Source organism: Streptomyces lienomycini (genome assembly GCF_027947595.1).
Lineage (GTDB): Bacteria > Actinomycetota > Actinomycetes > Streptomycetales > Streptomycetaceae > Streptomyces > Streptomyces lienomycini.
In genome coordinates this window covers 6,814,420-6,828,065 of sequence record NZ_CP116257.1, presented here as the reverse complement: position 1 = coordinate 6,828,065, position 13,646 = coordinate 6,814,420, and the positions used below count along the sequence as shown (strand labels likewise).

The 13,646-nt window shown below is 69.8% G+C and carries 14 protein-coding genes and 1 pseudogene; 7 read left to right on the top strand and 8 right to left on the bottom strand.

What is annotated here, in order from left to right; genetic code table 11:
* Positions 1–6 precede the first annotated feature (6 nt).
* The 4 genes from BJ961_RS31165 to BJ961_RS31150 form a co-directional block, all read right to left on the bottom strand.
* Positions 7–1,215, bottom strand: coding sequence for a DNA cytosine methyltransferase (locus BJ961_RS31165; RefSeq protein WP_271416113.1), 1,209 nt, complete (start codon positions 1,213–1,215; stop codon positions 7–9).
* Between the two features lie 97 nt (positions 1,216–1,312).
* The gene (locus BJ961_RS31160) at positions 1,313–2,284 is read right to left on the bottom strand and encodes a DNA cytosine methyltransferase (protein WP_271416112.1); all 972 of its coding nucleotides are present in this window, start codon (positions 2,282–2,284) and stop codon (positions 1,313–1,315) included.
* Positions 2,285–2,329: 45 nt separating this feature from the next.
* Positions 2,330–2,755, bottom strand: a complete 426-nt coding sequence (locus BJ961_RS31155; RefSeq protein ID WP_271416111.1) for a very short patch repair endonuclease — start codon at positions 2,753–2,755, stop codon at positions 2,330–2,332.
* 115 nt (positions 2,756–2,870) lie between these two features.
* Positions 2,871–3,323 (bottom strand): hypothetical protein, encoded by a 453-nt coding sequence (locus BJ961_RS31150; protein ID WP_271416110.1) that lies wholly within the window; start codon positions 3,321–3,323, stop codon positions 2,871–2,873.
* 1,161 nt (positions 3,324–4,484) lie between these two features.
* Between BJ961_RS31150 and BJ961_RS31145 the strand changes: the two are divergent.
* Both BJ961_RS31145 and BJ961_RS36250 read left to right on the top strand, forming a co-directional pair.
* Positions 4,485–5,291, top strand: a pseudogene (locus tag BJ961_RS31145) (serine/threonine-protein kinase); the annotation flags it as partial.
* Positions 5,292–5,552: 261 nt separating this feature from the next.
* Positions 5,553–5,999: an NADase-type glycan-binding domain-containing protein gene (locus BJ961_RS36250; RefSeq protein ID WP_381332900.1), complete on the top strand. Its 447-nt coding sequence runs from the start codon at positions 5,553–5,555 to the stop codon at positions 5,997–5,999.
* A 134-nt stretch (positions 6,000–6,133) separates the two neighbouring features.
* Here BJ961_RS36250 and BJ961_RS31140 read toward each other — a convergent pair whose 3' ends face one another.
* Positions 6,134–6,811 (bottom strand): hypothetical protein, encoded by a 678-nt coding sequence (locus tag BJ961_RS31140; protein ID WP_271416109.1) that lies wholly within the window; start codon positions 6,809–6,811, stop codon positions 6,134–6,136.
* A 425-nt stretch (positions 6,812–7,236) separates the two neighbouring features.
* Here BJ961_RS31140 and BJ961_RS31135 point away from each other — a divergent pair, with 425 nt between their 5' ends.
* Positions 7,237–7,419 carry a hypothetical protein gene (locus tag BJ961_RS31135; RefSeq protein WP_271416108.1) on the top strand — a complete coding sequence of 61 codons (183 nt, stop codon included), beginning with the start codon at positions 7,237–7,239 and terminating at the stop codon, positions 7,417–7,419.
* A gap of 114 nt (positions 7,420–7,533) precedes the next feature.
* Here BJ961_RS31135 and BJ961_RS31130 read toward each other — a convergent pair whose 3' ends face one another.
* The 3 genes from BJ961_RS31130 to BJ961_RS31120 all read right to left on the bottom strand — a co-directional run bounded on the left by BJ961_RS31130 (position 7,534) and on the right by BJ961_RS31120 (position 10,646).
* Entirely contained in the window at positions 7,534–7,989 is a 456-nt protein-coding gene (locus BJ961_RS31130) for an SRPBCC family protein (protein WP_271416107.1), read from the bottom strand.
* Positions 7,990–8,077: 88 nt separating this feature from the next.
* On the bottom strand, positions 8,078–9,115 hold the full coding sequence (locus BJ961_RS31125) for an SEC-C domain-containing protein (RefSeq protein WP_271416106.1): 1,038 nt from the start codon (positions 9,113–9,115) through the stop codon (positions 8,078–8,080).
* A gap of 88 nt (positions 9,116–9,203) precedes the next feature.
* A complete protein-coding gene (locus BJ961_RS31120) occupies positions 9,204–10,646 on the bottom strand; it encodes an MFS transporter (RefSeq protein WP_271416105.1) in 1,443 nt (480 codons plus the stop codon).
* A gap of 114 nt (positions 10,647–10,760) precedes the next feature.
* Between BJ961_RS31120 and BJ961_RS31115 the strand changes: the two genes are divergently transcribed.
* From BJ961_RS31115 to BJ961_RS31100, 4 genes are all read left to right on the top strand, one after another.
* Positions 10,761–11,309 (top strand): winged helix-turn-helix transcriptional regulator, encoded by a 549-nt coding sequence (locus tag BJ961_RS31115; protein WP_271416104.1) that lies wholly within the window; start codon positions 10,761–10,763, stop codon positions 11,307–11,309.
* 36 nt (positions 11,310–11,345) lie between these two features.
* A complete protein-coding gene (locus BJ961_RS31110; RefSeq protein WP_271416103.1) occupies positions 11,346–11,696 on the top strand; it encodes a DUF6412 domain-containing protein in 351 nt (116 codons plus the stop codon).
* 102 nt (positions 11,697–11,798) lie between these two features.
* On the top strand, positions 11,799–12,521 hold the full coding sequence (locus tag BJ961_RS31105) for a YidC/Oxa1 family membrane protein insertase (protein ID WP_271416102.1): 723 nt from the start codon (positions 11,799–11,801) through the stop codon (positions 12,519–12,521).
* 257 nt (positions 12,522–12,778) lie between these two features.
* On the top strand, positions 12,779–13,636 hold the full coding sequence (locus tag BJ961_RS31100) for a fumarylacetoacetate hydrolase family protein (RefSeq protein ID WP_271416101.1): 858 nt from the start codon (positions 12,779–12,781) through the stop codon (positions 13,634–13,636).
* Positions 13,637–13,646: the final 10 nt, after the last annotated feature.

The window sequence follows — 13,646 nt, the reverse complement described above, 5'->3', positions numbered from 1 at the left end:
ACTGACTTAGTGTTGAGAAGGGCGCCAAGTCCTGAGGCTCTCGATGGCCTGTTCTTTGCGATCCTCGCTCAGTCCCAGTGCTGTGCACAGGATGTGTACGCCCAACAGGGGCGGGATCGCGTTACCGATTTGCTGTGCGACATCCGTGCCGCGCCAGGGGTACTCGGCCGGGAAGGTTTGCAGCAGACCGGCTTCGCGGAAACTGAAACGGTCCTGTTCCGGACCCAACTCCGGTTCGCCGTCCTGGTCGTACCCCTTGAGGTCGAAGACCGTGTTGCGGCGAACCTTGCCGGTGATCGTGGCCGCCGGCGCGTCGGAGACGCGAAGCCCTCGCTTCTTGGGGTCTCCACCCGAGCCGTAGTTGGAGCGTACGACGAAGTCCGAGGCGCGCGATTCCCTGAGCGCGTCTCCCATGGAGACCCATGGTCCGATCGAGGGCGGGGCCTGGGAACCAAAGAGCGAGTTCTGCTGGAGGGCGTTCGTGGAATCCGTGGGCCGCTGAGCGGGGAGGCGCGTCGCACCCTTTCGGTAGCGCTGATGTGTGAGAGGCGGGAACTCCAGGCTCCGACCTCTTCCGCTTCCTCGGTAACGGGCGATCAACACCGCACGGCGACGCGTCTGTGGTACCCCGTATTCCTCGGTGTGCAGCAGTTCGCACTCCGCGTCGTATCCGAGGCCTCGAAGGATCTCGCGGTACTTCTTCCACACCGGAAGAACGGTGGGAACCTGCTCCAACACCACCACTTCGTAGGGATCGGACTTGAGGCCCTTCTCGACGATCCACCGCAGAGGTTGGAGTACGAGGCCTGTACGCTCGTCGGCCCATTCCAGGTCGACGGCTCTCCGTTCCACCTCTGCCCATGACTTCTCCAGCGCTCCCACAGTCCTGCTGCTGCCCACCAGCTCGGCCAGGTCCACAACCTCGTCGAGAGCCTTGTGCCCTTCGCGGTTGCCCGCCACCGAATACGTCTGACAAGGCGGGCCGCCGGCCAGGACGCGAGCTGAGCGCACCTCGGGATCGAGTGGGTTCACCTTCGCCACGTCACCCACCGCGGTGGTGCGAAGGTGGGCGGCGTCCCGCGTCGCGCGGGTCGACTTCTCCCACTCCACGCCGATTGCGGGCACTCCGAGCACCTCGGCGGCGATGTCCAGGCCGCCCGGGCCTGCGAAGAGGTCGACGATCACCGGTGCGTCCGGATGTGGTGCTCGGGTCATGAGGTGGAAGTGTAGCCGGCCGACAGCCTTGTGCGCGGTTTGTACCAGGCACCCGCACGATGGCCAGTGGTTCCTGCCTGACCTGCGGGTTCGCCGGTCAGGAACGCAGCGTGCGGGCGATGGCCAGACCGAGTGCTTCCCCCACCGGCGGAGGAGAGGCGTGGCCGATCTGCCGGTACCGGACCGTTTTCCGGCCGGTGATCTCCCAGTCCTTGGGGAAGGACTGAAGAAGTGCGGCCTGGTCGACAGTGATCTTCTTCAAGGGGGACCCGGAATTGTCCGACTCCTGGGTGCCGTCCGGGCCGGGCACCTCGTCGCTCAGCGAGACGGCGTTGACGCCCATGCGGGCCCATGCCTTCTTGGTGCCGCTCGGGCCCAGGTCGGCGCCGCCGCGATTCTCCGAGCCGCCCACGAGGGTCGGTGCGACGCGGTTCGCTTGCTGTGCCCATGCATCCGCTCCGGTCCATCCGCGTTCTGACATCGACGAGCGCAGGGCTTCACCCACGGTGAGGTGTTTGACCACGGCGGACTCCGGCGGGCGGAATCGGTCGGCGTACGGTTCTTTGAGAGCCACCATCACTCCCTGCCGTCGGTCTTGCGGGACGCCGAAGTCAGTGGCGTTGAGGATGAACCAGTGGAATCCGTAGCCGAGGTGCAGAAGCTCGCCCCGGACGAAGTCGCGCACCTCGTCGAAGGCGGCGCCGTCCACCAGTTCCGGGACGTTCTCGATCAGAAGGGCGCGGGGTCGAACGGCGTGGGCCAGATAGATGGTCGCCTTGAGGAGTTTGAGTTCCTGCCCCGTTTCCACCCTTTTCGTCGTCGCAGACGACCTTACGCGTGGCAGGCCGGCCGAAAGAAGGTCCACGTCGTAGCTCACCTGGTGCTCGAGAGGGTCGAAGTCCAGGAGATCCATTTCGAGCACGTTCCACGACGGTCTGTTGTGCCGCAGGGTCTCGCATGCCTGCCTGTTGCTGTCCAAGAGGAGCACGGGGTCAAAGCCCGCCAGCTCCAGGCCCAGCGCGAGACCTCCCGCGCCGGAGCACACGTCGACCGACGACAGCCTCTTCAACGAGTCCCCTTCCCTCTGTCCCCGAGCCTCGGGACCACTTGGTGATCAATCACGACGTCGGGCCGCGAGAACGGTCGTCCGAACCGTGTTCGCCACGTCGTCCGGAGCTTCGTGCTCCCAGAACCGGAGGACCGTCCACCCCCGGCCCTGCAGGTGTTGTGTCGTCTCGGCGTCGCGGGCCATGTTCTTGGCGAGCTTGGTCCGCCACCACTCCGCGTTGGACTTCGGCTGGGTGGCGTGCTGAGGGCAGCCGTGCCAGAAGCAGCCGTCGAGGAAGATCGCGACCTTGACCGAGGGGAAGACGATGTCGGTCGTGCGGCGAGGCATGCCGGGCACTGGAACGTTGACGCGATAGCGCAAGCCCGATGCGTGGAGCAGCTGCCGCACCGCGATTTCCGGGGCCGTGTCGCGAGAGCCCTGGCGGCTCATGCGGGCGGAGACGGCGGCAGACGAGGGGGCAGGTTCGGGCACGACGTCATTGTGCCGGCGCACGACGTGCGGGGACCAAGTTCTGGCGACACGGCTGGCGCTGGACTCCACGGAATCTGTGGCAACCGAGGCCGATCTTCCAGCAGGCCGGAGTGACTCACTGCAGAGATTGCGGACTGCCTTGCTGCGTGACTGCCCCAAGAGTTCCGCCTGCTGCCTTCAAGTCGGACTTGTCCGCCTTGCGTGTTATGAACAGCTTCATGATGGCGAATACGGTCGGACCCAACATGATTCCAGCCATCCAATAGTCGTGACGTGCTCCGAAATAAATGGCGCTGCCGACTGACGCAACAGAGATCACGAAGGCAGCCATCATGCCCATGACGTCCAGGCGGTGCTGGTTCAGAACTTCCAGCCTCTGAATCTCCTGATCGCGCTCTGTCTTCGCGATCCGGTATTCATGATCTCGCTTCTCGCGCTCACCATAGAATCCGAGCGCGACTTTGAGGTGTGCCGGGGGAAGATCAATCCACGCATGCAGATTCGCAACCACGTGATCCTCCGTCCGCGAACGGGACGAGGGGAGGCTTTCTGCTTCTTGATCAGCCACGGCGCCCACCCCAACCAGCATCTAGTACGGGGTCCGAGACGCCACCTCCGCCTCCGTCGGGCATCTCGCCGGGAGGGAGTACCTGAATTCCAGGTGGGGGCGGTCCAAGCGTGCGAAACACTTCCAGTACACCGTGACTGGCGTAAGTCAGTGCCTTGCGCCTTTCTTCTGGCGTGTGTTCCGGTCCCGAAATGCCCAGCACCTCATTCAAAATCAGAGCTGCCGAGGACTCGCCCTCTCCTGTCCGGATCTCACGATCCGCTTCCTCTACGAGATCTCGATACTCTTCGGGTTGCGTGTCGATGAGTCGAACGTACTCGCGAGCAATATTGCTGACGGATTGTTGCCGTAATCCGTTCAGAGAGCTTGTGGACTCGTTCGTAGCGGGATGGTCACTCTTTGTGTGTTCACTGTTCGGGAGTCTTGATGACGAGTTCGCAGTCGCCGTATCAAATCCCTCCTTCGGAGGGGTGGGCCGCGACCGCGTCAATCGAGCGCTGTTCTGTCTTGAGTGAATGAGTAGCGCCAGCAACAGGAGTAGTGCAGTCCCCGCAGGTAACGAGATGGCATAAATGGGGTATCCATCCCTCACCCCAATCACGACGACGAGTCCTACGTTGGCGGCGACAAAGAGTAGGCACACGGTTGTGTGCACCCTGCCTTCGTCCCGGGCCCACGCTGTGATGAAGGGGAAGCGCCACCCTTTCGTGTCACTCCTCAAAGTTCCCCCTCCGAGTCGATCCCTCCCCGCACCCCCCGCAACAGAGAGTGTTTCCTCTGAGGTTATCTACCATCTCCCCGCTCAGAGCGCGTTTGAGACTGTTCGCGCCGGCGGTGCAAGTCGCTCCGTGAGTGGAGTGCTGACGGGAGCCCTCCGTTGGATCCGACGGGCGAACAGTGTGGGTTGGAGGAGCAGCTGCCGCTCCGCGATCTGCGGGGCCGTGTCGCGGGAGCCCTGGCGGCTCGTGCGGGCGGAGACGGCCGCGGGGGAGGGAGACGGGCGCAGGGCGATTGTGGCGGCCAACGGCTCTTCCGAGGTGTGTCGCGCGTCCGGCGTCCATGCGTGGGTCCTTGCCCGTGCAACTGCAACCACACACCCCCGCGCGATAGCGTGAGGTCATTCTGGGGCCCGTCCTGGAGCACTGCTTGGGGGATCAGAGAATGCCGCTCAGCACGGAGGACCCGGAGTCGATCGGTGGCTACCGGTTGGAGGGGCGGCTTGGGTCAGGGGGCATGGGCGTCGTCTACCACGCCCGGTCGGGCTCGGGGCGCAGGATCGCGGTGAAGGTCGTGTACCAGCAGTTCGCTGACGACGCAGAGTTCCGCGCCCGGTTCCGCAGGGAGGTGACCGCTGCGCGCCGGGTGAGTGGCGCCTTCACAGCGGCGGTTGTCGACGCCGACCCGGACGCCGTACGTCCGTGGATGGCGACCTCGTACATTCCGGGGCCCACGCTGGCTCAACAGGTGGCCGAGAAAGGTCCGCTGGGCAGTCCGGAGTTGCGAAAGCTGGCGGTCGGGTTGGCCGAAGCTCTGCGGGACATCCATCGCGTGGGGGTGGTGCATCGCGATCTGAAGCCGTCGAACGTCATCCTGTCCGAAGACGGTCCCCGCGTCATCGACTTCGGCATCTCCCGCGCGTCCGACCAGCAGCACATGACGACGACGGGACGAGTCATGGGAACTCCGCCGTTCATGTCACCGGAGCAGTTTCGTGCGCCGAAGGACGTCGGGCCCGAAACGGATGTCTTCTCCCTGGCCTCGGTCCTGGTCCACGCGGCATCCGGGCACAGCCCGTTCGAAGCCGAGAACGCTTACATGACGGCGTACCACGTGGTCCATGATCCACCCAGGCTGGATGGCCTGCCGGAGGTGCTGCAAGGCGTCGTCGGGGACTGTCTGGAGAAGGATCCGTCGAAGCGGCCGTCTACGGATGAGCTGCTGGAACGGGTACGGGAGTTCTCCGCCGACGGGCTCTCGCAGTCGACGGTGACGCCGGTCGTGTCCGATCCTGTCCCTCATCGGGTGCGTCGACGGCGACGCATCGTCGTGGGCGCGCTCGCGGTAGGGGTGGCCACGTGTGCCGCGGTGGCCCTGGCCGTGGGGTTGCCGGACGGAGCGCGCGGCAATGCGGAAGGGGAGTCGTCAAAGACCCCGTCGGTGGAGCAGTTGTCGCCGACGGATGACTCGGACAGTTGGCGGGACCTTGTCCGCGCGGTCCGCCCGAATGAAATGAAGGCGTCCCATTCGTATGAGGGGCATGGGCCGGATCTCGCCTTCGACAGGGAAGATGCGACCTGGTGGGGGCCTGGCGTGGCTCACTCCGGTGCTGGTGAGTGGATCGAGGGCCGTTTCGACGTGCCGACTCGGCTGACCGATCTAGTCTTCACATCCGGAGTGAGCACTCGGGTCGGTGCCCTCTCGGAGTCGGCCCTGCCGAACCGGGTGACCGTCACCGTCACCACGGCTGCGGGCAAGACTGTCGAGCGGGACCTCATGCTTGCCCCGGTGGTGGGCGGTCAGCACTTCGCACTCGACGTGGGCAAGGTGTTGGTGGTGCGTTTCACCATCAAGTCGTCCTACTACGCCTCCGAGAACAAGCAGGTCGCCATCAGCGATATCGAGCTTCTCGGCGGCGATGAGGCACGTCCGGTCCCGCAGCCGGAGGCGGGATCCTGACCGACCTCGAAGAATCTCACGCGCCGAGCAGACGCTGGCCGGCGGTTGCCGTGTCGACGATGTCGATCGTGCTGCGGGCCAGGAACCATACCGGAACGTTCACGAGGTGGCGCAGGCCCGACGCGTAAGGATCGTCACCTGGTCAGCGTGCCGTCGGGGGTTTCCCGTACGGAGACCTTCTTCTTCTGTCGGCCCAGGATGCTGGACACGACGTCGCGGATGCCCTCCGGGTCGTTCTTCTGCGGGGGGACCGGGTCGGACTTCTCGATGGCGGTTCTCAGATACGCGGGGTTCCATGCCGAGACGGCGCCGCTGACGTCGATCTTCTCCACCCTGCCCTCACCCACCTGTGACCTGATCGCGGGCAGGATCTGGTCCGAGTACATGCCGCCGGACATCTGGAGCAGGCTGGCATGACCGCCGACCTTGCTGCCGTCCCGGAGGTAGACGGTGATGGTCAGGCAGCTTGTCACCGAGGGGTAGGTGATCGTGCCGCCCGGGCCGACGCTCTTGACCTCGCCCTCGGCGACGGTCTGCGACTGCGCCGTGCCGGCTGGAGCACCTCCGCCGGTGTTGTCGTTCTCCGCGCGTTGGACGGCCAGGTTCGCGCCGCGTGGCGTGTGACGGGGGTCGGCCGCCACCGCGTGCGTCGTCGCCGTGTTGCCCGCCGCGCGCTGCAGGGCCGTCACCGCCGAGGGGCTCAGGGGCCCGGCCGTGGCCCGCAGTTGTTCACCGGCGGGGACGGCCGGGACAACCGGGGCGGCCGACCGCGGTAGCCGGGCGGGTGCCCCGCCGGTCGTTTCCCTGTCCATGCGCTCGTGCTGGTGCAAGGCGCCCCCTCCGGTAGCTCGGCATGATCCGTCTCACCATGTCGCCCCGCCGACGTGGGGCCAGGTGTGCGGGGGCAGACAACGGGGCACTCCGCCGTGCTCTTCTGATCTGCCCCCTCCTCCCCGCCCCTGCTCTCTGCTCCCTGCCGCGGCCGCGGGACTTATGGCGATGGTCGGTGCATATCGGCCATTCTTCTGTGAACTCTCATGCTCGGAGCAAAGGGTGGGCATCGTAGCTTTTGTCGAGAAAGCAACACTCTTCGGTCCTAGGGGGACACATGTCTTCTCGCAGGAAACTCTCCATGGTCGTCGCCACGGCGGCAGCAATCGGCGGAAGCCTCGCTGTCTCCGCGCCGGCCGCTCATGCTGTGGCCGCCGGCACCGCGCCCGCGTGTATCGGTCGGTACGTGACCGGCACGCCCAACGGCTTCGACGTGGACCTCTCCAACAACTGCGGCAAAACGATGCGGGTGAAGGTGGTCGTGAACAACGCCGGCGACAGCCCGTGCTACACGATCGCCAACGGTGCGAGCAAGCTGTACATCTACGAGGGCGTCTTCGGTACGTACGACCGCACAGTCACCTGCTGAGGCGGGCGGGCGGGCGGGCGGGCGGCGGCGGCGGTCTCGCCTGCTCCTGACCGCGCCCGCCCCCGCCCCCGCCCCCGCCCCTGACGCAGGGACGGCGCTCGTGCCGGGCGGAGTTCAGTCCTGTGGCCCGCCCGCCAGGAACCCCGCCAGCCCGTCCAGCAGCATCCCGCTGCCCTGCTCCGCGCCGTCCCGCTCCTCCGCCGTGTCGCAGGTCTGGCTGAGGGTGATCACGGTGTTGCGCGGGCCCTGTTCCGTGAGTTCCAGGGTCATCAGCGCCGGGTCGGGGCGGCCCGGGACGTCCATGCCGATGGTCAGCCGGCGGGGCTCGGCGACCTCGGTGTAGGAGCCCGTCAGGGGGAACTCCGCGCCGTCCGGGGTGCGCATCGTGGCCTTCCAGGTGCCGCCGGGGCGGACGTCCATCTCCACGGAGCCGGGGACGGCGTAGGCCCACCGGGCGTACTGGTCGGGGGTGGTCCACGCCTGCCAGACCCGGGCCGCGGGGGCGTCCAGGGTGCGGGTCAGGGTGTAGGAGAAGCCGTCGGCCGCGGCGGGGGTCTGCTCGGTGCTCATGTCGTCCTGTCTCCTCGGGGAGATCCGGCTGACGCCTCGCGTCGTGCGTCAGGGTGTCGCACTGGTAGACACCTGCCCGCGCCGAATCTCATCGGTCCCCGGCGGCGTCCTCGCCGTGGCACTGCCCGTACGGCCGCTGCGACCCGCACCAGCACGCCGCCCCGCGCTGCGGCGGCCACGCCACCGCCAGTCCCCGGGCGGCCAGCGTCGTCGCGTACTGCGGGAGCAGCGTCGGGTCGGCCGGGGACGCGCCCTCCGACGCGGCGAAGGCCTCGTAGGACGGGACCGTGCCCGGGACCACGCCCAGGTTCGGGGTGCCCGAGGAGGCCAGTTCGCGCAGGGCCGCCTCTATCGACGCCAGGTGGTCGTCGTAGGACGGGTACTCGGAGGCGAGGGACGGGTACGCCTCGACCAGCTCCGCCAGTTCGCCGGCCGGCCAGTGGAGCATGGCCACCGGGAAGGGGCGGGACAGGGCCTCGCGGTAGGCGCCCAGTTCGGCACGGAGGCGGGAGATCTCCGCCTCCAGGTCCGCCGGGTTCTCCGAGCCCAGGGACCAGACGCGCTTCGGGTCGTGCAGCTCGTCCAGGGAGACCGGCATCGAGTGCAGGGTGTCGGCCAGGGTGTCCCAGTCGTCGTGGGCCAGGCCCAGCATCCGGCGGACGCGGTGGCGGCCGTAGAGGACGGGATGCGTCGCGTACGGGGGTTCCGGTACGTCGGTGAGGAGCAGGCGGGCGGCCTCCGTGAACGTCTCGTGCGCCGCCTCCAGTTCGTCGTGGGTCTCCAGGGCCTCGGCCACGATCACCCAGGGGGCGGGGTCGCGCGGCGCCGCCGCACGGACGCCGTCGATGATCGCCCGGGCCTCCGCCTCGTGGTCGTACTCCCAGAGGTTCGACGCCTTCAGGGCGCGGACCAGGGACGGGTTCTCCAGCGACCCGGAGGAGGCGACGGAGGACAGCAGGCGGTCGTAGAGCGCGGTCGCGGCGGGGCGGGCGCCGGACAGCTCCAGGTGGGCCGCGGCGCGCAGCAGCAGGGCCTCGGCGTCCTCGGGGTAGAGGCCTGCGGTGCGTTCCAGGCGGGCTGCTTCGGCGGCGTGGTCGACGTTCTCGGCGGGCGTGTCGGGGCGCATGGGGGACACCGTACTGCGGCGAGGTGACGAGGGTCAGCCATCCGCGGGCCGCGGACCGGGGATCGGGGGCGCCGACGCCCGCCGGGGCTCAGGTCCGTTCCCGCAGCGCTCCCACCAGCACGGCCGCCGCCACCGCCAGCCCCGCCGACACCCACAGCGCCACGTCCGTGCCCGCCCCCGGGCTCCCCGCCGACGTCGCGATCGCGATCGTCAGCGCGACCCCGGCGCACGAGCCGATGTAGCGGAACGTCTGCTGCGCGCCCGAGCCCATCGCCGCGCGGGCCGCCGGTACCGACTCCACCGCGAGCAGGGGCAGCGCGGCGTTCAGCAGGCCGCTGCCGACGCCCGCCAGGACGAGGCCGGGCAGCAGGCGGGCCCAGGAGCCCGCGCCGACCGCGCCGAGCATGGTCAGGACGCCGGCCGCGTGCAGGACGAAACCGACGACCAGTTGGTGGCGGGGCGGGACGCGGTGGACGATGCGGCGGACCTGGAGGGCCACCGCGAAGGCGAGACCGGCCCAGAGCAGGGAGAGCAGGGCCGTGTCCATGGGGGACAGGCCGAGCGCCCGCTGGAGCACCGTCGGCAGGAAGCTGAACAGGCCGAGCACCGACAGGCCCGTGAACAGTCCGCCCGCGGAGGACGCCAGGAAGAGCGGGCGGCGCAGCAGCGACAGGTCGATCATGGGGGTGGCCGCGCGGCGCTCCAGTACGACGAACAGGGCGCCGAGGAGCACGGTCGCCGCCAGCAGCAGCCCCACCGGCGCCCGCAGCCACCCGTCGCGGCCCAGCGTCAGCGCCGCCACCAGCGCGACCAGCGCCGGTCCGAACGTCAGCGCCCCGGCGAAGTCCGGCCGGCCCTCCCGCGGTGAGCGCGACTCCGACAGGGCCCGCGCGCCGAGTCCCCCCACCACCAGTGCGGCGGCGCCGAGGATGCCGTGCGCCACCCGCCAGTCGGGGAACGCCCCGACGAGTACCGGGCCCACGGCTATGCCGCCGCTCACGAAGGCGCCCCACACCCCGGTCGCGCGCAGCCGTCCGGCCGGCGTCGGGAAGGCGTGGACGAGCAGGCCGAGGCTGCTGGCCAGCAACGCCGCGCTCGCCGCGCCCTGGGCGATGCGGGCCAGCGTGAACAGCCAGGTCGTGGACGCGAAGGCGCCGAGGACGGTGGTGACGCCGAGGGCCAGCGTGCCGGAGACGAAGAGGCGGCGGCGCCCGTAGTCGTCGGCCAGGCTGCCGGCCACCAGGAGCAGGGCGGCGAGGCCCAGCGGGGTGCCGTTCAGCAGCCAGGCCTGGGCGGACAGCGGGGTGTGCAGGTCGGCGGCCGTCTCGGGGAGCGTGACCATCGGCGCGGTGAACGCCATCAGGGCGACGGCGGTCGCGGCGCTGGTCAGCGCGAGGGTGCGACCCGGGTGCGGGGGCGGCGAGGCCCGTTCCGGCGGGGCAGCGGCGGCGGCCGTGGACGCCGGGGTCGCGGTGGTCGGGGCGGTCGAAGTCGTCGGGGTCGTCGGGGAGTCCGTGCCGGTCTCGGTCATGGCTGGCCGTCCGCTCTGGGTTGGTTCGGTCAATGAACTGAGTCGGGCGGCCCAACCTAGCACTGCTGGTTCGGTGAATGAACCTAGTGGGAGAAAGTGGCTACAGTGGACGGCATGGCACTGGGCAAGGACTACGCGACGCAGGAGTGCTCGATCGCCCGCGCACTGGAGGTCGTCGGCGAACGGTGGACGCTGCTGGTGATCCGCGACGCGCTCTACGGCGTCCGGCGCTACAACGACTTCCTCGTCCACCTCGGCATCCCGCGCGCCGTCCTGGCCAACCGCCTCCAGGCGCTCACCGCCGAGGGAATCCTGGAGAAGCGCAGGTACCAGGAGTCGCCGCCCCGGGACGAGTACGTCCTCACCGACCGCGGCATCGCCCTGTGGCCCGCCCTGCGCGCGCTCGGCGTCTGGGGGCGCGAGCAGCTCGGCGGCGAGCCGATGCGCACCTTCTGGCACGCCGACTGCGGCACCGAACTCAGTCCCCACGGCGCCTGCCCCACCTGCGGAACCCTCGTCGCCGTGCGCGACATCGACATGCGGCCGGGACCCGGACTCGCCCCCGACCCGGCGGACCCGGTCAGCCGGGCGCTGCTCGGCCCCCGGCGGCTGCTCCAGCCGGTCGAGACCGAGCAGGGGCCCGCGCCCCGGCGTCCTGTATAACTGGGGCAAACACGCGCGCGGGAGGAGGAGTTGCCGATGCCGCCGACGAACCGGAACCGCCGGGCCCTCGCCCCCGTGCTCCGCCCGGTGCTCCGCCCCCGCCCCCTCTTCGTCCTGCTGCTGGTCCTCCTGCCCGTCGCGCTCGTCGACGTCGGCAGCCTCTCCGCCACCGTCGCGCTCGCCGCGACCGCCGCGGCCGGGGCCGCGCTCGCCGTCTGCGCCGTCATCGCCGCACGCTGCGCGCCCGCCGTGCCGCGCACCCGGGTGCGTACGGCCATCAGGGACCGGGACCTGCGTACGGCCTTCCTGCCGCAACGCGACCCCGACGCCCCCGGCCGCCGCCGGCCCCGAGCACCCGGTCACGCCCTCCCGGCGACCACCGCGTAGGGCCCAGCGAACTTCTTCCACACCTGGCCCCGCGCCGGTCGTGTCGTCATGCCGCCCCATCTCCACCCGGCACGACGAGACCCCCGGAGGGCTCACCCACCCATGTCCGTTTTCGCCAGCCTGGTCGAGCGCCTCGCCGACCTGCTCCAGCCCCTGTTCGGCGCCTCGGCCGCGGCCGCCGCCATCGTCCTGTTCACCGCCCTCGTACGGCTGCTGGTGCACCCGCTGTCCCGGGCCGCCGCCCGCGGGCAGAAGGCACGCACCGCGCTCCAGCCGCGGATCGCCGAACTGCGCCGCAAGCACGCGAAGAACCCCGAGAGACTCCAGCGGGCCGTCCTCGAACTGCACGCCGAGGAGAAGGTGTCCCCGCTGTCCGGCTGCCTGCCCAGCCTGTTCCAGCTCCCCGCCTTCTTCCTCCTCTACCACCTCTTCTCCAGCTCCTCCATCGGCGGCGAGGCCAACGCCCTCCTCTCGCACCGGCTCCTCGACGCCCCGCTCGGCGGGCGCTGGGCCGACGCGCTCGGCGGGGCGGGGCCGTTCGGAGGCGCGGGGCTGGTCTACGCCGTGCTGTTCGTGTTCGTCGCCGGGGTGGCCCTCTTCAGCTACCGGCTCACCCGGCGGACGATGGCCGCGAACCCGGTGCCGCCGGGCGCCGGCGGGACGGACGGACAGCAGGCGCCGGGGCTGGGCGCGATCACCAGGGTCATGCCGTTCATGTCCTTCTTCACGCTCGTCACCGTGGCCGTGGTGCCGTTGGCCGCCGCGCTGTACGTCGTCACCAGTACGACGTGGAGCGCCGTCGAGCGGGCCGTGCTCCACCGCTGAACGCGGGCCGCCCCGAGACGAGGCCCACACACGCCGACGCACGACCCACGCACGGCCCACGCGCGTGCCCACGCACGGCTGACGCGCGTGTCCCCGCACGGCCGACGCGCGCGGCTACGGTCCAGTACGTGAACGGGGGATTGCGGAGTGGACCCCGACCTTGGAGGATCGAACAGTCCTCCGATGCTTGTCGCGTCGCTGCCGCACTCAGGTCGCGCTCGTCGGGCGGGCTGCCCGCGATCGAGGAGTTGGGGATCATGAAGCTGTTGCGAGTCGGTACGGCGGGTTCCGAGCGGCCCGCGCTGCTCGACGCCGACGGGACCCTGCGAGACCTGTCCGGCGTCGTGCCGGACATCGACGGAGCACTGCTCGCCGACGACAGCGCGCTCGACCGGGTACGGTCCGCCGCCGATGCCGGTGGGCTGCCCGTCCTCGACGCCACCGGGCTGCGCGTCGGACCGCCGGTGGGACGCATCGGCAAGATCGTGTGCATCGGGCTGAACTACCACGACCACGCCCGCGAGACCGGGGCCGAGCCGCCCGCCGAGCCCGTCGTCTTCTTCAAGGCGCCGGACACGGTGGTCGGGCCGCACGACACGGTGCTCGTGCCGCGCGGGTCCGTCAAGACCGACTGGGAGGTGGAGCTGGCGGTCGTCATCGGGCGCACGGCCCGCTACCTGGAGTCGGCGCAGGAGGGCCTCGCGTGCGTCGCCGGGTACGCCGTCGCGCACGACGTGTCCGAGCGGGAGTTCCAGATCGAGCGGGGCGGGACCTGGGACAAGGGCAAGAACTGCGAGACGTTCAACCCGCTGGGCCCGTGGCTGGTCACCGCGGACGAGGTGCCCGACCCGCAGCGGCTGTCCCTGCGGCTGTGGGTGAACGGCGAGCTGAAGCAGGACGGCACGACCGCGGAGCAGATCTTCCCCGTGGGAGAGGTCGTGCGGTACGTCAGCCGGTTCATGGTGCTGCGCCCCGGTGACGTCATCAACACCGGGACACCGGCGGGGGTGGCCATGGGGCAGCCCGAGCCGAAGCCGTACCTGCGGGCGGGGGACGTGGTCGAGCTGGAGGTCGAGGGGCTGGGGCGGCAGCGGCAGGAGCTGAAGGACGCCTGACGGGGCGGGG

Excerpts from the sequence above, each read along its gene's own strand:
- BJ961_RS31120 (WP_271416105.1), bottom strand. The coding sequence starts at position 10,646 with ATGACCGAGACCGGCACGGACTCCCCGACGACCCCGACGACTTCGACC.
- BJ961_RS31165 (WP_271416113.1), bottom strand. The coding sequence starts at position 1,215 with ATGACCCGAGCACCACATCCGGACGCACCGGTGATCGTCGACCTCTTC.
- BJ961_RS31125 (WP_271416106.1), bottom strand. The coding sequence starts at position 9,115 with ATGCGCCCCGACACGCCCGCCGAGAACGTCGACCACGCCGCCGAAGCA.
- BJ961_RS31105 (WP_271416102.1), top strand. The coding sequence starts at position 11,799 with ATGTCCGTTTTCGCCAGCCTGGTCGAGCGCCTCGCCGACCTGCTCCAG.
- BJ961_RS31130 (WP_271416107.1), bottom strand. The coding sequence starts at position 7,989 with ATGAGCACCGAGCAGACCCCCGCCGCGGCCGACGGCTTCTCCTACACC.
- BJ961_RS31110 (WP_271416103.1), top strand. The coding sequence starts at position 11,346 with ATGCCGCCGACGAACCGGAACCGCCGGGCCCTCGCCCCCGTGCTCCGC.
- BJ961_RS31115 (WP_271416104.1), top strand. The coding sequence starts at position 10,761 with ATGGCACTGGGCAAGGACTACGCGACGCAGGAGTGCTCGATCGCCCGC.
- BJ961_RS36250 (WP_381332900.1), top strand. The coding sequence starts at position 5,553 with ATGAAGGCGTCCCATTCGTATGAGGGGCATGGGCCGGATCTCGCCTTC.
- BJ961_RS31140 (WP_271416109.1), bottom strand. The coding sequence starts at position 6,811 with ATGGACAGGGAAACGACCGGCGGGGCACCCGCCCGGCTACCGCGGTCG.
- BJ961_RS31100 (WP_271416101.1), top strand. The coding sequence starts at position 12,779 with ATGAAGCTGTTGCGAGTCGGTACGGCGGGTTCCGAGCGGCCCGCGCTG.